The sequence below is a fragment of the Chromobacterium vaccinii genome, from assembly GCF_001855275.1.
GTDB lineage: Bacteria > Pseudomonadota > Gammaproteobacteria > Burkholderiales > Chromobacteriaceae > Chromobacterium > Chromobacterium vaccinii.
In genome coordinates, this window is the sequence record NZ_CP017707.1 from 2785938 (window position 1) to 2802226 (window position 16289).

General features: G+C 67.2%; 21 protein-coding genes, 1 other RNA gene and 1 riboswitch. Of the genes, 4 read left to right on the forward strand and 18 right to left on the reverse strand.

Annotated elements, in window-relative coordinates; all coding sequences use genetic code 11:
• Positions 1-148: 148 nt before the first annotated feature.
• The 4 genes from BKX93_RS12850 to BKX93_RS12865 all read right to left on the reverse strand — a co-directional run bounded on the left by BKX93_RS12850 (position 149) and on the right by BKX93_RS12865 (position 3150).
• Positions 149-535, reverse strand: coding sequence for a hypothetical protein (locus BKX93_RS12850; protein WP_145929313.1), 387 nt, complete (start codon positions 533-535; stop codon positions 149-151).
• Between the two features lie 70 nt (positions 536-605).
• A complete protein-coding gene (locus BKX93_RS12855; protein WP_070980109.1) occupies positions 606-1415 on the reverse strand; it encodes a sulfite exporter TauE/SafE family protein in 810 nt (269 codons plus the stop codon).
• A gap of 30 nt (positions 1416-1445) precedes the next feature.
• On the reverse strand, positions 1446-2618 hold the full coding sequence (locus BKX93_RS12860) for an acyltransferase family protein (protein WP_070980111.1): 1173 nt from the start codon (positions 2616-2618) through the stop codon (positions 1446-1448).
• A 58-nt stretch (positions 2619-2676) separates the two neighbouring features.
• Complete coding sequence (locus BKX93_RS12865) at positions 2677-3150, reverse strand: EVE domain-containing protein (protein ID WP_070980112.1); 474 nt, start codon at positions 3148-3150, stop codon at positions 2677-2679.
• Positions 3151-3272: 122 nt separating this feature from the next.
• Between BKX93_RS12865 and BKX93_RS25375 the strand changes: the two genes are divergently transcribed.
• Positions 3273-3437 carry a hypothetical protein gene (locus BKX93_RS25375; RefSeq protein ID WP_186009418.1) on the forward strand — a complete coding sequence of 55 codons (165 nt, stop codon included), beginning with the start codon at positions 3273-3275 and terminating at the stop codon, positions 3435-3437.
• A gap of 119 nt (positions 3438-3556) precedes the next feature.
• On the opposite strand, the gene BKX93_RS12870 is transcribed toward BKX93_RS25375, so the two are convergent.
• From BKX93_RS12870 to BKX93_RS12905, 8 genes are all read right to left on the reverse strand, one after another.
• A complete protein-coding gene (locus BKX93_RS12870; RefSeq protein ID WP_070980114.1) occupies positions 3557-3883 on the reverse strand; it encodes a DUF1294 domain-containing protein in 327 nt (108 codons plus the stop codon).
• Complete coding sequence (locus tag BKX93_RS12875; protein ID WP_070980116.1) at positions 3880-4491, reverse strand: 5-formyltetrahydrofolate cyclo-ligase; 612 nt, start codon at positions 4489-4491, stop codon at positions 3880-3882. The genes BKX93_RS12870 and BKX93_RS12875 overlap by 4 nt, the downstream gene beginning before the upstream one ends.
• A 9-nt stretch (positions 4492-4500) precedes the next feature.
• Positions 4501-4684, reverse strand: a non-coding RNA gene (ssrS, locus tag BKX93_RS12880) — 6S RNA.
• A 32-nt stretch (positions 4685-4716) separates the two neighbouring features.
• The gene (locus BKX93_RS12885; RefSeq protein ID WP_046158412.1) at positions 4717-5028 is read right to left on the reverse strand and encodes a cell division protein ZapA; all 312 of its coding nucleotides are present in this window, start codon (positions 5026-5028) and stop codon (positions 4717-4719) included.
• A complete protein-coding gene (locus tag BKX93_RS12890; protein WP_011134052.1) occupies positions 5025-5234 on the reverse strand; it encodes a hypothetical protein in 210 nt (69 codons plus the stop codon). The genes BKX93_RS12885 and BKX93_RS12890 overlap by 4 nt, the downstream gene beginning before the upstream one ends.
• Positions 5235-5255: 21 nt before the next feature.
• Positions 5256-6131 carry a cobalamin-binding protein gene (locus BKX93_RS12895; protein ID WP_046168665.1) on the reverse strand — a complete coding sequence of 292 codons (876 nt, stop codon included), beginning with the start codon at positions 6129-6131 and terminating at the stop codon, positions 5256-5258.
• A complete protein-coding gene (gene cobU / locus BKX93_RS12900) occupies positions 6128-6655 on the reverse strand; it encodes a bifunctional adenosylcobinamide kinase/adenosylcobinamide-phosphate guanylyltransferase (protein ID WP_046168664.1) in 528 nt (175 codons plus the stop codon). The genes BKX93_RS12895 and cobU overlap by 4 nt, the downstream gene beginning before the upstream one ends.
• Positions 6656-6665: 10 nt before the next feature.
• On the reverse strand, positions 6666-8531 hold the full coding sequence (locus BKX93_RS12905; RefSeq protein ID WP_070980118.1) for a TonB-dependent receptor domain-containing protein: 1866 nt from the start codon (positions 8529-8531) through the stop codon (positions 6666-6668).
• Positions 8532-8658: 127 nt separating this feature from the next.
• Positions 8659-8866, reverse strand: a riboswitch (cobalamin riboswitch).
• Between the two features lie 121 nt (positions 8867-8987).
• On the opposite strand from BKX93_RS12905, the gene cobT reads away from it, so the two are divergent.
• The 3 genes from cobT to cobS are packed head-to-tail and all read left to right on the forward strand — an operon-like array spanning position 8988 to position 11340.
• On the forward strand, positions 8988-10022 hold the full coding sequence (gene cobT / locus BKX93_RS12910; RefSeq protein WP_046158415.1) for a nicotinate-nucleotide--dimethylbenzimidazole phosphoribosyltransferase: 1035 nt from the start codon (positions 8988-8990) through the stop codon (positions 10020-10022).
• On the forward strand, positions 10019-10621 hold the full coding sequence (locus tag BKX93_RS12915; RefSeq protein ID WP_046158416.1) for a histidine phosphatase family protein: 603 nt from the start codon (positions 10019-10021) through the stop codon (positions 10619-10621). The genes cobT and BKX93_RS12915 overlap by 4 nt, the downstream gene beginning before the upstream one ends.
• Positions 10609-11340 carry an adenosylcobinamide-GDP ribazoletransferase gene (cobS, locus tag BKX93_RS12920; RefSeq protein WP_070980120.1) on the forward strand — a complete coding sequence of 244 codons (732 nt, stop codon included), beginning with the start codon at positions 10609-10611 and terminating at the stop codon, positions 11338-11340. The genes BKX93_RS12915 and cobS overlap by 13 nt, the downstream gene beginning before the upstream one ends.
• A gap of 334 nt (positions 11341-11674) precedes the next feature.
• Here the strand turns inward: cobS and BKX93_RS12925 are convergent, their stop codons facing one another.
• The 6 genes from BKX93_RS12925 to BKX93_RS12950 form a co-directional block, all read right to left on the reverse strand.
• A complete protein-coding gene (locus BKX93_RS12925; RefSeq protein ID WP_186009419.1) occupies positions 11675-12493 on the reverse strand; it encodes a YoaK family protein in 819 nt (272 codons plus the stop codon).
• A 108-nt stretch (positions 12494-12601) separates the two neighbouring features.
• Positions 12602-13438 carry an SPOR domain-containing protein gene (locus tag BKX93_RS12930; RefSeq protein WP_070980121.1) on the reverse strand — a complete coding sequence of 279 codons (837 nt, stop codon included), beginning with the start codon at positions 13436-13438 and terminating at the stop codon, positions 12602-12604.
• The gene (locus BKX93_RS12935; RefSeq protein WP_046168931.1) at positions 13438-14151 is read right to left on the reverse strand and encodes a type III pantothenate kinase; all 714 of its coding nucleotides are present in this window, start codon (positions 14149-14151) and stop codon (positions 13438-13440) included. The genes BKX93_RS12930 and BKX93_RS12935 overlap by 1 nt, the downstream gene beginning before the upstream one ends.
• Positions 14148-15113: a biotin--[acetyl-CoA-carboxylase] ligase gene (locus tag BKX93_RS12940; protein WP_070980123.1), complete on the reverse strand. Its 966-nt coding sequence runs from the start codon at positions 15111-15113 to the stop codon at positions 14148-14150. Before BKX93_RS12940 ends, BKX93_RS12935 begins: the two co-directional genes overlap by 4 nt.
• On the reverse strand, positions 15110-15610 hold the full coding sequence (rfaE2, locus tag BKX93_RS12945; protein WP_046158421.1) for a D-glycero-beta-D-manno-heptose 1-phosphate adenylyltransferase: 501 nt from the start codon (positions 15608-15610) through the stop codon (positions 15110-15112). Before rfaE2 ends, BKX93_RS12940 begins: the two co-directional genes overlap by 4 nt.
• Positions 15611-15728: 118 nt before the next feature.
• Complete coding sequence (locus BKX93_RS12950; protein ID WP_082107373.1) at positions 15729-16286, reverse strand: GspH/FimT family pseudopilin; 558 nt, start codon at positions 16284-16286, stop codon at positions 15729-15731.
• Positions 16287-16289 lie beyond the last annotated feature (3 nt).

Genomic DNA, 16289 nt, shown 5'->3' on the forward strand with positions numbered 1-16289 from the left:
GGACTCTGAAATACAAAAGGCGGGCTGCCCGGGGCGCGATCCGCGCGCATGCATCCGGTCAGCCCGTCCGCAAAATGATTGCCCCATTATAACGGCGTCTTCGCGTCGGCGATAAGACCCAAAAAACAAATGCTTGGCGCGCGCCGCCTCAAGGGCAGGGCTTGAGCCCCCAGCCCTTGCGCCCGCGCCAGCAGGAGAAGTCTTCCTTCACCACCCGCAGCGTCCAGACATTCTCCTCGCGGCTGAGCTCGAAGCGCTGGCGCACGCCCTTGACGCTGTCGTCCATCAGCCCTTCGCGGATCAGCGTGATGCCGGCCCGGTCGAACGCCTCCGGCTGGCTGGTCTGAACAACCTTCAGCGTGGCGTACTCGAAACGGCCATCCTCGCCCAGCCGGTTCTTGGCGAAACGCAGCGCCAGCTCCAGCGGCAGCTCGCCCGGCTGGCCGGCAAAGGGCAGCCTGGCTTCGTCGCTGTAGGCGAAGGCCGCCGGCACCGCCGCCAGCATCCCCGCCACGCATACAATCGCGCTTCTCAACACGCGTCGTCCTTTCACTGTCGGTCAAACCGCTTCGACCACAGGCAAGCCGACAAGGTTGCAGAAGACCTTAGCCGCGCAACAGGCTGTACAGCATCTCGCTGGCCATCGCCGCCATCAGCACGGCGAAGGCCTTTTTCAGCCGCGGCACCGGCAGCCGGTGCGCGGCCTTCGCGCCAACCGGCGCCAGCAGCACCGTCATCAGCATCAGCGCCAGCATCGCCGGCAGGTAGACGAAACCCATGGCCCCGGGCGGCAATCCCGCCGCGCCCCAGCCGCTGTACAAGTAGCCGACCGCGCCGGACACGGCGATCGGCCAGCCCAGCGCCGCGCTGGTGGCGATGGCGGTGCGCACCGGCACATTGCACCAGCTCATGAAGGGCACGCTCATCGAGCCGCCGCCGATTCCCACCCAGCTGGAAATCATGCCTATCAGGCTGCCGGCGGCCCCCTGCCCGGCCCAGCCCGGCATGCCCCGGCCGCCTTTGGGCTGGCGTCCGACCAGCATCTGCAGCGCCACCGCGTAGGCGTAGGCGACGAAGAACCAGCGCAGCGCCAGGCCGGAAATCCAACCGGCGATCAGACTCCCCAAGAGCGTGCCCGCCACCATCGCCGGCGCCATGCCGCGCACGATGCGCCAGTCCACCGCGCCCTTCTTGTGATGCGCGCGCACGCTGGACAGGCTGGTGAACACCATCACCGCCAGCGAGGTGCCCACCGCCAGGTGCTGCGCGTGCTCGCCGCCCAGACGCGCGGCGGACAGCACCGCCAACACCACCGGCACGATGATCAGGCCGCCGCCCACCCCCAGCAGGCCGGCCAGAAAACCAGCCACCGCTCCGCAGGCCAGCAACGCGGCCCAAAGCTCAATCGACAACATGCCCGCCCCTTTTACCGATATCGGCTTCCATCATGCCAAAGAATCCCCCCGCTTAGCGCTTGGCGGAACACCCTCGCCATTTTGACGGCGAAGCCAACGCCGGCGGATCGCCCGGTTGCATGGCTCCGACCAATAACGGGCGGCCAAATGCGCCAACAACGCCGATGCCGCCACAAACGCGCACAACAGCGGCAGGCGCTCCCAATAACCGATGCTTCCCTTAGGCAGCAGATTGCGCAAGCCGGCCAGCACCACGATATGCAGCAAGTACAACTCATAACTGTGCCGCCCCAGCCAGCGCAGCGGACGCGTCGCCCGCTCGCGCCAGCCGTCCAGCGCCGGCGCGCGCGCCGCGCCCAGCAGGAACATCGCGCTGGCCAGCGCCACCCAGCTGAAGCCGAACACCTGGTTGCCGGCGATGCCCCGCAGATACACCCCGCTCAGCATCAGCAAACCCGCCCAGCGCAGCAGCCGGGCCTGGCCGTCGGCCAGCCGGACTCGATGAGCGGCCAAGGCGGCCAGACACCCGATGGCGATGGCGTCGAAACAAGCCAGGTAGCCGTACAAGTAGTCGATTTCGTTGTCGAGATGCGCCGCCCGGTAAAACGGCCCGGCGGCGATCAGCAGCAGGCAGACCGCCGCCAGCAGCCAGGTCCGCCTCAGCGCGAGACACAATAGCGGCAGCGCCAGATAGAACACCTCCTCCACCGACAGCGACCAATAGACGTTCAGGCAATAGTTGAAGTAGCCCACCGACTGCATCAGCAGGTTGTGCCAGAAGGTCAGCACCGAGCCGGCCGCCGCCCAAAAATACGAAGCCGGCAAATGGTGGCCGCCGTCGGTATTGCTGAAATGGGGCAGGCCCAGGCTGCCCAGCGCGACGATGAGCGCCAGCGTCGGCAACAGCAGGGGCATGATGCGGGCGAAGCGCCGCACGTAGAAAGCGCGGATATCGATGGCAGGCAGGCTGCCCCAGCGCCGCAAAGACTGCGACACGATCAGGAAGCCGGACACGACGAAAAACATCGTCACGCCGTAATTGCCGTTGCGCGCCAGCGCGCCCAGCAAGGGCGCCGACAGCAGGCTGCCCAGAAGGCTGTCCTTGATGCCGTAGGCCAGCATGAAGTGCAGCAGCAGCACGCAGCCGATGGCGATGCCGCGCAGGCAATCTATCCGCGGATTGCGCGGTTGGATGGAAGACATGGCGCATCCCGGAATGGAAACGCCAAAATATTACACAGGAATATCCGCGCGCCAAGCGTCAACGCGGCTGGCACACGCCGAGCAAGTCCATCAGATACGCCCACTCCTCGGCCGTCACCGGCGTGATCGACAAGCGATTGCCGCGCTTGAGCACCGTCATGCCCTCCAGCAGCGGATGCTGGCGCAACTCGGCCGGCGACAGCAGCCGCGTCTTCTCGACAAAGCGAACGTCAACGCACTGCCAGCGCGGATTGGCAGGGTCGGACTTGGGATCGAGGTAAGGGCTGGCGGGATCGAACTGGCTGGAATCCGCATGCGCGGCGGACGCCACTTCGGCGATGCCGGCGATGCCTGGCTCGGGGCAGGACGAATGCCAGAACAGCAGCAGATCGCCGGGACGCATGTCGTCGCGCATGAAATTGCGCGCCTGGTAATTGCGCACGCCAGTCCATTCGAACAGCCGCGCGGGCTCGGCGGCAAGATGGTCGATCGAGGTTTCGTCCGGTTCGGACTTCATCAGCCAATAGCGCATGGGCAATATCTGTTAATCGCTGAGTGGATCGGGAAAGACTTGCTCAATCTTACTGGAAAGATTGCTTCGTATGCTGGCGGTAACGGGACAGGCACGCTGTCCGGCATCGCGGGAGCGCGAAAATGAAACAATGGATTCTGGCCGTCGTGGCAATCAGCAGCCTGGCCGGCTGCGTAGTGGAGCCGCCGCGCGTCTCGGTGGCGCCGGTGGTGGTGCGACCCGCCGTGGTGGTGCCGGCAACGCCGGTGTATTACTACGGCTACGGCCCGCGCTACGGCTGGCGCTGAGCGTGGCTGACAAACTCCTGATGCTGCGTTGCGCCGACTGGCGGTACTCAAGCGCTGCCTGCGTCGGCGCGCCTTGCCTCAGGGGTGAAACGGATTTTTGTTAGCCGCGCCAAGCCTGTTCAGCGGCTTTTCATCCACAGCCAGCCCAGCGGCAAGGCCGCATTGGCCAACGCGCCAAGCCAGTACAGCGCCAGGAAGGGCTGCTTGCGGGTCTTGTGGCGGAACGCCCGCTGCGCCAGCCAGGCGGCCGGCCAGCCGCCGGCCAGATGCAGCCATTGCAGCCTGGCTTCAGGAATGCGCCATTGGCCGCGCAGCGCCGCGCGCTTGTCCAGCCAATAGGCCAGCAGCGTGGGCGCGGCCATCAGCGCGTAAGGCAGCCACCACCACCAGGCCAGCCAGCCCAGCAGGCAGGCGGCGAGCAGAGGCAACAACAGCAGCAGGATCATGCGCCCGCCTCCCGCAGCGGCAAGCGGCGCAAGCCGGATTCGGTCAGCAGCCAGTCCAGCCTCACGTCCCATGCCTCGCGCGGCACCGCGTCCACCAGCTGGCAGTCGAAAGCCACGCCCACCAGCAGCGGCTTGCCGCTCAAGGCATGCCGGCGGCGAAAGGCCAGCGTGCTGTCGTAGAAGCCGCCGCCCTGTCCCATCCGGTAGCCGTCCCGGTCCACGCCCAGCAAGGGCACGAACACCACGTCCAGCCGTTCGGCGCGCAGCCGCGCGCCGGCGTACTCCAGGATGCGGTAACGGGGATGCAGATACCAGCGGTCGGCGGCGCCCAGCCGGGTGAACCACAGCCGGCGGCCCCGCCGCGGAATCTGCGGCAGATAGACCGCCGCGCCGCGCCATAGCGCCGCGTTCATCACTTCGGCCAGGTCAAGCTCGGAGCCGGCGGCGAGATAGCCGCCGACGCGCTTGCCTCGACCCAATAGACGAGAAGCGTGGCGGGCGATCGCGCGCGCGGCTTCGGCGCGGCAAGCCGGCGGCAGCGCGATGCGGGCGCGGCGAAGCTGGCGGCGCAGCGCCGTCTTGTCGATTGCGGGGGAAGATGCGGTCATGTTGGAGGGGGAACCCCCGCGAGTGCCGTTCGGGCTAAATTCGCTTGTACCCTGTTTCCAGGAGGGGCCGCCTGCCAAACATTTCGGGCGCGTTCATCAGGGAACGCGGCACGCCCATGTCTCACGCTGGCAGCCAAAAGCGAACGCATTGGTACAAAGGAATTGTGCGCCGTCACGAACACCGCAGGGGATAAACTGACCTTTGGTGCGCCAGCGCCGCTCGGCTTAAAACAGCGGCTGCTGGCTTTGGCTCAGCGCCTGGTCGGCTGCTTCGCTCATGCCACGTATTTTACGCTGAAACGCCTCAATCTCCAAGCCTTCGCCCACTTTTGTCTTCAAGAGGTCGTGCGCGATGTTCAGCGCGGCCATGATGGCGATTTTGTCGGCGTCCATCACCTTGCCATGCTGCTGGATGGTGGAGATTTTGCCTTCCAGCAGGCGGACCGCTTCCAACAGCGTTTCCTGCTCGTCCTGCGGCGTGCCGATGGTGAAATGCCTGCCCAGCAGCTCGATGTCGACCTGAACCACGTCGCTCATTGCTCGTTCTCCGGCGCGGCGGGCAGGCGCGCCACCAGGGCCGCCACCCGACTGCGGGTTTCGTTGACGCGGAAGTTCAGCTCGGCGTTCTCCTTCAGCGCTTCGGACAGCGCCTCGGCGAACCGGCCGTTCTGGACTTCCAGTTCCCGGATGCGGGCGATCAGCGCCGCGACGCGGGATTCGAGGTATTCCAGTTCATTGTCCATGGCGGCGAGGATAACGGGCGGCTACTTGGGCGTCAAACCCAGCCGCTGCCGCGCTGTGTCCAGCCGGGCACACAGCTGGTCCGCGCCGTCCACCAGCCTCGGTCCGGGGATGGTGATGGCGTCGCCGGGCAGGGCCAGCAGCGCGCCGTTCGCCACCGCCGGCAATGCCTGCCAGCGCTTCCACATCGCCAGCGTGGCGTCGTCTCCGGCCACGATGGCCTGCGGCCGCGCCGCCACCACGGCGGCGGTCGATACCTGCGGAGCCGGCAACGGCAGGTCGGCGAACACGTTCACGCCGCCGCAGACGCGGATCAGCGCATCGATATAGCTCTTGCCGCTGACGGTGAAGATGGGCGTCTGGCTCAGCTGGTAGAACACCCGCACCGGCGCGCGGCCGCCGTAGCGCTGCCGCAGCGCCGCCAGCCGCTGGCGGTAGGCCGCGGCCGCCTGCGCCGCGGCGGCGTCGGTGCCGGCCAATTTGCCCAGCTTGACGATTTCCTGCGCCACGTCGTCCGGTTGCAATGGATGGCTGATGAACACCGGCACCCCCATGCGCCGCAGCCGCTCCAGCTCGCGCGGCGTGCCGCCGTCCTGCCAGGCCACCACCAGATCGGGCTTCTGCCGCAACACCGCCTCCAGGCTGAAGCCGGTGAAGCCGCCGACGCGCGGCAGCTTTTTCGCCGCTTCCGGGTGGTCGCTGTAATCGACGGCGGCCACCACCTTGCCGCCGGCCCCGGCGGCGAACAACAGCTCGGTGGCGTGCGGCACCAGGCTGACGATGCGCGCCGCCGGCCGCTCCAGCGCCACGGCCTTGCCGGCGCCGTCCTCGACCTGGATCGCCGCACCGGCGCGCGCCGCGCCCAGCAATAGACACACGCCAAACAACGCCCGCTTCATGCCGCCTCCCCCTTCAACGCCAGCGGCAAGCCGCAGGCCACCAGCGTCACCCGGCCGCAATGCGACGCCGCCAGCTGGTTGAGCCGGCCCAATTCGTCGACGAAGCGGCGGGTTTCGGCATCGCCCGCCACCACGCCCCAACCCACTTCGTTGCTGACCAGCAGGATCTCTCCCCTCGCCCCGTCCAGCGCCGCCAGCAGCGCGTCGCGCTCGGCCGCATACTCGGCCTCATCGAAACCGGCCTCGCCGAAAAAGCGCATCAGCCACATGCCCAGGCAGTCGATCAGCAGCAAGCCGCCCGGCGCGTCGTGGGCGGCGATGATGGCCGCCAAGCCGCGGCCGGCCTCCGCCACGCTCCAATGCGCCGGCCGCTGCTCGCGGTGCAGCGCCACCCGGCGCGCGAACTCGGCGTCGCGCACCTCGGCGGTGGCGAGATAGCACACCGGTCCGCCATGACGGCGGGCCAGGTCTTCGGCATGGCGGCTCTTGCCGCTGCGGGCACCGCCGGTGATCAGGTGGGGCATGGCCTATCCCTTATTGGCTGTAACGCACGCCGATGAAGGCGCCCAGGCCGCCGGTGTTGTAGCCGTAAGCGGTTTCGTATTCGCGGTCGAACAGATTGTCGACGCGGGCTGTCGCGGTCCAGCTCTTGGCGAAGCGGTAGTTGGCGAAGGCGTTGGTCACGCCGTAACCGTGCAGCGCTTTGGACTCGGTATTCGCCGGATCGTCGTATCTGCGGGAAACGATCTGCTGTTCCGCACCCAGCGTCCACCTGCCCAGCTCTTTGCTCGCTGTGAAATTGGCGCTCTGACGCGGACGGCGCTCCAACCTATGGCCAGTGCCGTCATCGCGAGCATCCAGCAGCGTAAGATTGGCGCCCAGATCGACTCCCGCCACCATCGTAGCGCCTTCTAACGTCAAACCACGGATGGTTGCGCGGCTGACATTTATCCGAGTATCGATACCATCCGCAGTGGTAGTGGAAGCAATCAAATCGCTAACTTGGTTATGGAACGCAGTCAAACTGAAACGACTAGCATTCTTGCTATAAACCAGTGCCAGCTCGCTATTGAGCGAGCTTTCCGGTTTCAAATTCGGATTGCTCCGATAGTGGTAGTTGTACTCGGGCATATCGGTAGGCGGATAGTACAAATCATTAAACGTGGGCGCTTTATAAGCCGTGCCATAGCCTGCCCGGGCCAACCAGCCATCAGCAAATCGATAGCCGTAATCCAGCTTGCCCGTCGTCTTGCCGCCGAACTGGTCATCATGATCGCGACGCAAGCTAGCCTGGAACAGACTCTTTCCTTTCTCAAGCTGGTATGTGGCGAATCCAGCGTACTGGGCGCGCGTGTTCTTGGTGAATAGATCGCTGCTTTCCACCCTCTGGTCGTTATGAGTCGCCCCCAGCGCAAAGTTGCCCCACGCAGTGGACAAATCGTTCTGCCATGTCCACTCGTTCTGGGTCGTTTGGTACAGGCTGTTTCGCTGCCCACCTGCCGCGTCGCTGAACGTTTCCTGCTTGTCCTGGCTATGGCTGAAACGCAGCGTGCTAGTCCAGAGATCGGTAAAACGATTACGCGACTCTAGGCTCTGCCCAGTCAGGCGGGTATCGGTCCAGTCTTGTCCAACCAGATTTTGATCAAAATCGGCTCGGGCAAAAGTTTGGAACAGGCGCAGCGTCAAATCGTGCCCCGGCGCCAGCGTCTGGGTCACATTGGCGGTGTAGCCGTCATTGCGATAGCCATCGTTATCCGGGTTGTATCCAAACGCGTTCTTCGAATTGGTTGCCGAGAAACCATTGGACTCGGCATGGCTCAACTGCAGGCTATAAGCGGTATTGCCACTCTTGCCGTCCACGCCGGCCGTCAGTTTGCCAGTGCCGCGGCTGCCGGTCTCGAAACCGGCGTTGAAACGCGGCGCACCCTCGCCCTTGCGGGTGAATATCTGGATCACGCCGCCGATGGCGTCGGCGCCGTACAGGCTGGAAGCCGGTCCGCGCAGGATTTCGATGCGCTCGATCTGCGCCAGCGGAATGTTCTGGATGGCCGTGGTGCCGGTCGTCGCCGACGAAATGCGCATCCCGTCCACCAACACCACCGTGTGGTTGGAATTGGTGCCGCGCATGAAGATGCTGCTGGTCGTGCCCGGACCGCCGTTGCTGGTAATCGTGACGGCAGCCTGGCGCGACAACACCTGTTGCAACGTCTGCGCGCCGCTTTCCTCGATTTCATCTCGGGTGATCACGGTGGCGTCGGCCAGCGTTTTGGACAGAGGTTGCGCGATGCGGCTCGCCGTCACGATCACCGGATCACCGACGAACTGGGGCACGCCATCAGCCAGGGCCAGGCTGGAACAGGCCAGCGCCGTCAGCGCGGCGCAGGTTTGAAGCTTGAACATGAAAACACACTCCACGATAGGGTCAACGTTGAGTGCGAAGAGGACAACAGCAGCAAAGGACGGCACGGCAGAACCGGAACGTCTGTCGAATCGCCTCCCCGCGATACTCCAGTGGTCCACCGGCTTCCGGCCAGTGGCAGCGCAGGCCGGTCTCCGGGCTGGGCCTTGCCGGCGGCGCGCCTTCCCGTCCTGAAGACAGTGGCCCTTGCGCCGCCTGGGCGCATGCACGCCAGGCCTTACCGTTGCGGGGGCAGCGCCGGTTTCTCACCGGCTTCCCGTTTCATCCGGGCGCGCAAGACAGCGCGCCTCCGGACACCTGCTGATCGGCGGATTATAACCCGCCGGACTTTTGGCGGCACCGGCCAAGCAGTAATATGCTTAGAGTCCAGCCGACGCCGCGCGCCGGTTCCCATTCATCATCCGGACCCCCGTCCGCTCCCGCAGCAGGCCCATACCATGAACAGCAGCAAACCCCTGGATCTTTCCGCCCGCAACGCCGCCCGCGCCCGTCAGGCCATCCTGACCAAGCCGCCCGGCAGCCTGGGACAACTGGAGGAACTGGCCTGCCGCTTCGCCGCCTGGCAGGGCCGCGCCCAGCCGGAAGATCTGCGGCCAGCCATCACTGTGTTCGCCGCCGACCACGGCGTCACGGTGGAAGGCGTATCCGCCTTCCCGTCCGCGGTCACCACCGAGATGGTGCGCAACTTCGCCAACGGCGGCGCCGCCATCTGCGTTCTGGCGCGCGCGCTGGACGCGCGGCTGGAAGTGGTGGACGTGGGCGTGGCCGGCGATGTCTCCGCGCTGCCCATCGTCCACGCCAAAGTGAGGCCCGGCAGCCAGAATCTGGCCAAGCAGGCCGCCATGAGCGCCGATGAAACAGCTGCCGCGCTGGAGACCGGCCGCGCCGCCGCGCGCCGCGCGGTGGAGGCCGGCGCCAACCTGCTGATCGCCGGCGACATGGGCATAGGCAACACCACCGCGTCGGCGGCGCTGATCTGCCGGCTGACCGGCGCGGCGCCTGAGCTGGTGGTCGGCCGCGGCACCGGCGTCGACGACGCCGGCCTGGCCAACAAGCATCGCGCGGTGAAGACCGCGCTGGCCCGGGTGGCCTGGGAAAACCTCAGCGGCCTGGACACGCTGTCCGAGCTGGGCGGCCTGGAAATCGCCGCGATCGCCGGCTTTTACCTGGAGGGCGCGCGGCTGGGCGTGCCGTCGCTGGTGGACGGCTTCATCGCCAGCGCCGCCGCGCTGTGCGCCAAAACGATGGAGCCCTCGCTGCACGACTGGCTGCTGGCCAGCCATCGCTCGGCGGAATCCGGCCATGATCTGGCGCTGAAAGCCTTGCAGCTGCCCCCCCTGGTGGACCTGGGCATGCGCCTGGGCGAAGGCTCCGGCGCCGCCGTGTGCGTGCCGCTGCTGCAACTGGCGGTGAAGCTGCACAACGGCATGGCCACCTTCGCAGAAGCCGGCATCAGCGGCAAGTCGGCATGAATCCCTACACGCTGACCCTGCTGCGCCACGGCGACATCGACCACGACGGCCGGCTGATCGGCCTGACCGACCTGCCGCTGACCGAGCTTGGGCACCAGCAGCTGGAACATAGCTGGAAACGCATCAGCAACCTGGCGCCGGTCACCAGCATCGCCACCTCGCCGCTGCAGCGCTGCCGCGAGTTCTCGGTCAGGCAGGCGCTGTCCGGCTCGCTGACGCTGAAGGTGGACCCGCGCTTCGCCGAGATGGATTTCGGCGGCTGGGACGGCCACCCGGTAGCCGATCTGGAACAGGCCCACCCCGGCTGGGGCGACGCGCTGGCCGCCGGCCGGCTCAGTCCGCCCGGCGGCGAAACCTTCGAGCAGTTCCGCACCCGGGTACTGGCCGGCCTGGCCGACTGGATGACCGAAGCCCGCGGCAGCCACCGGCTGCTGGTGACGCATGGCGGCGTGATCACGGTGCTGATGGCGGAGCTGCTGGGCACCGAGTTCGCGGTGGCCAAACTGATGACGGTGCAACGCGGCGGCTTCGTCCAGCTGTCGATGCTGGAAGGCCACCCGGCCTATCTGCTGCGCCTGGAGTCCGCATGCGCGGACTGATCCTGGCGGTGCAGTTCCTGACCCGGCTGCCCACCCCGCAGCTGGCCGATTTCAAACCCGAATGGCTGGCGGCCAGCGCGCGCTGGTTTCCCGCCGTCGGCGTCATCGTCGGCGCGCTGCTGCTGGCCGCCCTACGGCTGGGCGGCCTGGTCGACCCCTGGCTGGCGGCGCTGCTGGCGCTGCTGGCCTGGGTGATGGTGACCGGCGGCCTGCATCTGGACGGGCTGGCCGATCTTTCCGACGCGCTGGGCGCGGCCCACCGCTCGCGCGAGCGTTTCTTCGAAGTGCTGAAAGACCCGCATCTAGGCAGCTTCGGCGTGCTCTCGCTGATCCTGGCCGTCGCCGCCAAGCTGGTGCTGCTGATGCTGGCCGCCCGCCACGGCGGCCCGGCCTGGGGCCTGCTGCTGGTCCCAGCCTGGGCGCGCGGCTTCGCCGTCGTCTGGTCGGCCACGCTGCCGGCCATCGCGCCGGGCAGCGGAGAGCGCTTCGCCTGGCAACGCGACTGGACCGGCATGGGCCTGAACCTGGCCGCGCTGCTGGCGCTGTCGGCCTGGCTGGCCCCCGCGCTGCTACTGGCCCCGCTGGCCGGCCTGGCCTGGTGGGCCTTCCTGAAGCGCCGCCTGGGGGGCATGACCGGCGACTGCCTGGGCGCGGGCGTGGAGCTTTGCGAAATCGCGATGCTGGGCTTGCTGCTGTGGCGGGTGCCGGCGTGGGTTTGATGCCCATCCGCAATCTGAGCGGCATCAGAATCGACAGGCAAACCTAATCTGAGTCCGCTGCGCGGACATAATTTACACGGCGGGGCTGCCCGCCAGGCAGGCCAAAAGGATCTTAGCGGTCACCGACCGGCCCTGCGCTCTCACCCATCTTTTTTCACCCCAACAAAAAATGCCGCCCGCAGGGACCCCAGCGCGACGGCATTTTCTTAAAACGGCCAACCGCTTACAACATGCCCGCCACCTTCTTGTTGCGCATCAGGCACAACATGTCGCAGGCGATGTGGGCGGCGGCAAGCGCGGTGATCTCGCTCTGAGCGTAACGCTGGCCGCCGCCTCAGGATGCGGAACGTCCGCCTTGCGCGGCGGCCCGCGCGCGCCGCGACGCCCAGCGGCCGCGCCACCAGCGCCAGCGCAGCCTGACGTCGTACCAGGCGGGCCTGAGGCCCAGCAGGAACAGGAACAAGGCTAGCGGCAGCGTGAAGCTGAAACCCAGGTGCTTGAAGCCCAGCGCGCCCACCACGCCGCCCAGGAAGAAGGCCAACAGGATCAGCGCGTAGACGCGGAATTTCTTGTGGTTGGAGCGCACCGCAGCCACCCGCGGATTGCGTTCGTGGTTGTAATAGCTCATTTTGGCCAGCTCGATGCCGATATCGGTGGCGATGCCGGTCATGTGGGTGCTGCGCAACAGGCCGCCGGACAGCTTGGTGACGATGGTGTTGTGCATGCCCATGATGAAGCACAGCAGCATCACCGTCGGCGGGGTGAACAGGCCCTTGTGCAGCGACAACCCGGCCCCCAAGAGGCCGAACACCAGCAACAGCAACGCCTCTTCCATCATCGACACGCCGTAGCCGCCGCGCAGCCGCTGCCGCCGCGCCCACAGGATCAGCCAAGTACTGTGCATCGCGCCGCCGATGAAGCTGCACAACATCACCAGCAGCGACAATCCCACTCCGATCTCGCCGGTGGCCCAGGCATCGGCCATGCCTGACACGATGCCGGACACGTGCGAAGTGTAGCGGTGCACCGCCAGGAAGCCGCCGGCGTTGATCGCGCCGGCGATGAAGGCCATCGCCCAGCCGAGCTGGCGCAATATCCTGTCGTTGAAGCGGCCGCGGTCCAGCAGCCGGGTAATGTGGATGTGTCGAGTCATGGAAAGCCTGGCAAGCAAAACGGCGGCCTGTCGCCGCCGTTGTCGATATTGCGCCGCAGCATGTCCGCTTGGCAAGCCGCTGGATCAAGCTTTGGCCACGGCCTCCGCTCAGCAGCCCTTCAGCGCGATGCCGGGCGTCAGCCGCTTCTGCAATGCCTTCAGGCGCTCGGCCTGCGCCGCGTCCAGGTCCTTGAAGGTCAGCGCGGTGATCTTGGCCGGCTGATCCTTGGACTTGACCACCGCCTTATCGTAGCCGGCCGCCTTCAGCCGCGCCACCAGCGTCTTGGCCGCATCCTCCTTGCCGAACAGGCCCAGCGACAGATTGCCCTTGAATTCATCGTTGCTGACGATGTAGTTGTCGAAACCCTTGTCCCTCATCTCGGCCGACAGGGTCTTGGTTTCGGACTGGGTGGCCAGCGGCGGGTAATACACCCAGAAACGGCCGGACCCCTTGCTCTCTTCCTTGCTGTCTTCCTGCATCTGGCCGGATTTCAGCTTCAGTTGCGGCACGCCGCCCTTCACCCGCGCCAGCAGGCTGTCGTTGAGGCCGCTCCAGCGATAGCAGGCCAAGGCCTCGGGTTGCTTGCCCTGGGTTTTCCTGTCTTGGGCCGCCTTTTCCTGCCCAGCCTTGTCTTGCGGCTTGTCGGCCGCCTTGGCCGCGGGCTTGGACGCTTCCGGCTTGGCTGCCGGCTTGACCTGGGACTTGGCCGCGCTGGCCGCGGGCTTGGTCTCGTGCAGCGGCTGCGCCGCGGGTGCCGAGGCTGCCGGCGCGCTGGCCTGCGCCTTGGGCGCGGAAGCGTCCGGCTTCCAGTTGGCGGGCAACAGCCTCACCTGCCCGGGACTGACTTCCTGGGCGTGCACATCCAGCGGCGGCCGCTGCTTCAGCGAGCCGTACATCGCCACCACCAGATTCAGCACCACCACCAGCGCCACTAGCCACTTCATCACGTATTCGCCACCTTGAGTAAACCCATCAGCACCAGATTATCCACGATCTGCAACGGCGCCGCGAGCCAGGGCGCGATGCGCGCGGCGTCGCCGCCGGTAAGGATCACCGTAGCCGGCTCGCGGCCGGTGCGTTCCGCCAGCTTGCGCCGCTGCTCCTCGATGGCGCCGGTCAAGGCCGCCATCGCTCCGCTGGCCAGCGCGTCCTGCGTCCCCTGCGGAAAATCGGCGATCTCGCCGGCGGCGCGGTTCAGATTGGCCGTGCCCTGGGCCAGGCTGTGCAGCATCAGGCCGTGGCCGGGCAGGATCAGGCCGCCCAGATAATCGCCCTCGGCGGTCAGCGCCTCCACCGTCAGCGCGGTGCCGGCGCAGGCGACGATGACATCGCCGCGGCACAGCTCGCGCGCGGCCAGCACCGCCAGCCAGCGGTCGGCGCCCTGCTCGGCGGTGTTGCGATAATGGTTACACACGTCGCCGAAACGGCGCTCCGCATGCACGCGGTGCAATGGGCAAGGCACGGCGGCGGCCAGCGCGTCGATCACTTCCCGGCGCGCCACCGACGACAGCCAGGCGCCCTCGAGCGGCAGGCCGCGCCAAGCATCGGCCAGGCCGGCCAGTTCGCCGTGCTCGGCCGCGCCCTGGCGCACGCAGTCCTCGCCTTGGTACAAAGCCCATTTCACCCGGCTGTTGCCGGCATCTATCAATAGTTTCATTGACGCCCCCTGAGGCTGACTTCGCCGATATGGAAGGCTCTGACTCCCTGCGCCGTCTCCGTCAGCAGCGCGCCGTTGTCGGCCACGCCGCAGGCGACGCCGTCGATCGGCTCGCCATGCGAGAAGCTCAGCCGCACCTGCGCCTGCCGATGGGCGCACAGGCTCCACCATTCGTCGCGCAATGGCGCGAAGCCATCGCGGTCGAAATCGGCCAGCACCCGCTCCAGCTCCCCCAGCAAGGCGGCCAGCACCCGGTTGCGATCCGGCGCCACGCCTGCCTGCTCCAGCGCGGCCACCGGCTGGTCGACCTCGCCCGGATCGGCGACGTTCAAGCCGATGCCGATCACCGCGGCCGCCGGGCCCAGCGCGTCGCCGGACACCTCGATCAGGATGCCGGCCAGCTTGCGTCCATCCAGCAGCACATCGTTCGGCCACTTCAGCTCCACCGGCGCGCCCAGCGTCCGCAACGCGCGCGCCAGCGCGACGCCCACAGCCAGCGACAGGCCGGCCAGCTCGGCCAGGCCGCGCTCGAAACGCCACAGCAGCGAGAAGGTCAGGCCCGAACCCAGCCTGGCCTGCCAGCGCCGCCCCAGCCGGCCGCGGCCGGCGGTCTGCTGCTCGCAGGCCAGCACCAGGCCGTGCAAGCCGCCGTTGCCGGCGCGCGCCATCAACTGGCTATTGGTGGAATCGGTGCGCTCGGCCACCGCCAGCGTGAAAGTCTCGGCCGCGGCCGGCGGCAGTCCCGCGCGGACCGCGGCCACGTCCAGCCAGTCGAAAGGACGAGCCAGCCGGTAACCCTGGCCGCGCACGCTGAATACGTCCAGGCCCAGCTCGGACTCGATCGCATGCACCGCCTGCCACACCAGCGTGCGCGAGCAGCCCAGCGCCTGGGCGATGTCCTCGCCGGAGTGGAAGCGGCCGTCGGACAGGCGGCGCAGCACCGCGAACGCGTGCTCGCTCACGCCTTGCCCTCGTTCGCGCGGATCTTCAGCAGCGTCTTGGTGGTGGAGGTGTCGAACAGAAAAGGAATGGAGTGCACCTGGCCGCCGCGCGCCAGCGTTTCGCCGCTGCCGACGATCTTGTCCACGGTCCAGTCGCCGCCCTTGACCAGCACGTCGGGCTTGATCAGCTCGATCAGCTCGGCCGGAGTGTCGGCGTCGAACCAGGTGACCAGGCTGACGCTCTCCAGCGCCGCCAGCACCGCCGCGCGATTCAGTTCATTGTTGATCGGACGATCGTCGCCCTTGCCCTGCCGCTTCACCGAAGCGTCGGTATTCAAGCCCAGCACCAGGCTGGCGCCCAGCGCGCGCGCCTGCGCCAAGTAGGTGACGTGGCCGCGATGCAGGATGTCGAAGCAGCCGTTGGTGAACACCAGCGGCCGCGGCAGCGCGGCCAGACGCTCGGCCAGCTGTTCCGGCGGGCAGATTTTGTCTTCAAACGACGGCGACGGGTAAACCATGCTTTTCCTTGAGCGGACGCCGACGCGGCACATCATGCCGAGACCGCCGCGGCGCCATGAAACGGAACGGATCGCGAAGCATACCACCGTCGCCGACGGCTGCCCAACTCCGGCCGCCTCAGGGGCAGGTGAGCGCGACGCCCGCCAACGTGACGCCGGCCTTGCTCGCTTGCTGGATGTAGCCGGTGGCCTGCAGATTGAACGACAGCGCATAGCTGACGCCCCGGCTGTCGCAAAGGCGGAAATCGCCGGTCTGGGCCGCCGCGACATAGGGCGGGCGGGGATTGAAGCTGATGCTGGCGATGGCCGCGCCCGCGGAAGTGGCGGCGTTGATGGTGGGCGAGGAGCCGGCGGTCAGCGGTTGGGCCTGCACTCTGGTGGAGCTTGCGCTGCCCTGCGGCAATTCGAAAATCGCCCAACCGGCGCTCCAGCTGGCGCCGCAGCTGGAGGCGGAGCCGGCGTTGTAGGGACAGATGGTCACCACGTCGTCGTTGCTGATCGACAATGCCCGCGCCTGGTTCATCGCGCTGATCAGCTGGTCGCGCGTGCTGCTCAGCCTCTCGTTCTGAACGAACACCTGCCAGGCCGGCAGGGCCACGGTCACCATCAGCACCGCCACCGCGATGGTCACCATCATTTCCACCAGCGTGAACCCCTTCCCCGCCCGCGTCCTCATCCC

Excerpts from the sequence above, each read along its gene's own strand:
- cobS (WP_070980120.1), top strand. The coding sequence starts at position 10,609 with ATGCGCGGACTGATCCTGGCGGTGCAGTTCCTGACCCGGCTGCCCACC.
- cobT (WP_046158415.1), top strand. The coding sequence starts at position 8,988 with ATGAACAGCAGCAAACCCCTGGATCTTTCCGCCCGCAACGCCGCCCGC.
- BKX93_RS12860 (WP_070980111.1), bottom strand. The coding sequence starts at position 2,618 with ATGTCTTCCATCCAACCGCGCAATCCGCGGATAGATTGCCTGCGCGGC.
- BKX93_RS12870 (WP_070980114.1), bottom strand. The coding sequence starts at position 3,883 with ATGATCCTGCTGCTGTTGTTGCCTCTGCTCGCCGCCTGCCTGCTGGGC.
- BKX93_RS12875 (WP_070980116.1), bottom strand. The coding sequence starts at position 4,491 with ATGACCGCATCTTCCCCCGCAATCGACAAGACGGCGCTGCGCCGCCAG.
- cobU (WP_046168664.1), bottom strand. The coding sequence starts at position 6,655 with ATGCCCCACCTGATCACCGGCGGTGCCCGCAGCGGCAAGAGCCGCCAT.
- BKX93_RS12865 (WP_070980112.1), bottom strand. The coding sequence starts at position 3,150 with ATGCGCTATTGGCTGATGAAGTCCGAACCGGACGAAACCTCGATCGAC.
- BKX93_RS12895 (WP_046168665.1), bottom strand. The coding sequence starts at position 6,131 with ATGAAGCGGGCGTTGTTTGGCGTGTGTCTATTGCTGGGCGCGGCGCGC.
- BKX93_RS12930 (WP_070980121.1), bottom strand. The coding sequence starts at position 13,438 with ATGAAGTGGCTAGTGGCGCTGGTGGTGGTGCTGAATCTGGTGGTGGCG.
- BKX93_RS12905 (WP_070980118.1), bottom strand. The coding sequence starts at position 8,531 with ATGTTCAAGCTTCAAACCTGCGCCGCGCTGACGGCGCTGGCCTGTTCC.
- BKX93_RS12925 (WP_186009419.1), bottom strand. The coding sequence starts at position 12,493 with ATGACTCGACACATCCACATTACCCGGCTGCTGGACCGCGGCCGCTTC.
- BKX93_RS12890 (WP_011134052.1), bottom strand. The coding sequence starts at position 5,234 with ATGGACAATGAACTGGAATACCTCGAATCCCGCGTCGCGGCGCTGATC.
- rfaE2 (WP_046158421.1), bottom strand. The coding sequence starts at position 15,610 with ATGGTTTACCCGTCGCCGTCGTTTGAAGACAAAATCTGCCCGCCGGAA.
- BKX93_RS12885 (WP_046158412.1), bottom strand. The coding sequence starts at position 5,028 with ATGAGCGACGTGGTTCAGGTCGACATCGAGCTGCTGGGCAGGCATTTC.
- BKX93_RS12855 (WP_070980109.1), bottom strand. The coding sequence starts at position 1,415 with ATGTTGTCGATTGAGCTTTGGGCCGCGTTGCTGGCCTGCGGAGCGGTG.
- BKX93_RS12950 (WP_082107373.1), bottom strand. The coding sequence starts at position 16,286 with ATGAGGACGCGGGCGGGGAAGGGGTTCACGCTGGTGGAAATGATGGTG.
- BKX93_RS12935 (WP_046168931.1), bottom strand. The coding sequence starts at position 14,151 with ATGAAACTATTGATAGATGCCGGCAACAGCCGGGTGAAATGGGCTTTG.
- BKX93_RS12915 (WP_046158416.1), top strand. The coding sequence starts at position 10,019 with ATGAATCCCTACACGCTGACCCTGCTGCGCCACGGCGACATCGACCAC.
- BKX93_RS25375 (WP_186009418.1), top strand. The coding sequence starts at position 3,273 with ATGAAACAATGGATTCTGGCCGTCGTGGCAATCAGCAGCCTGGCCGGC.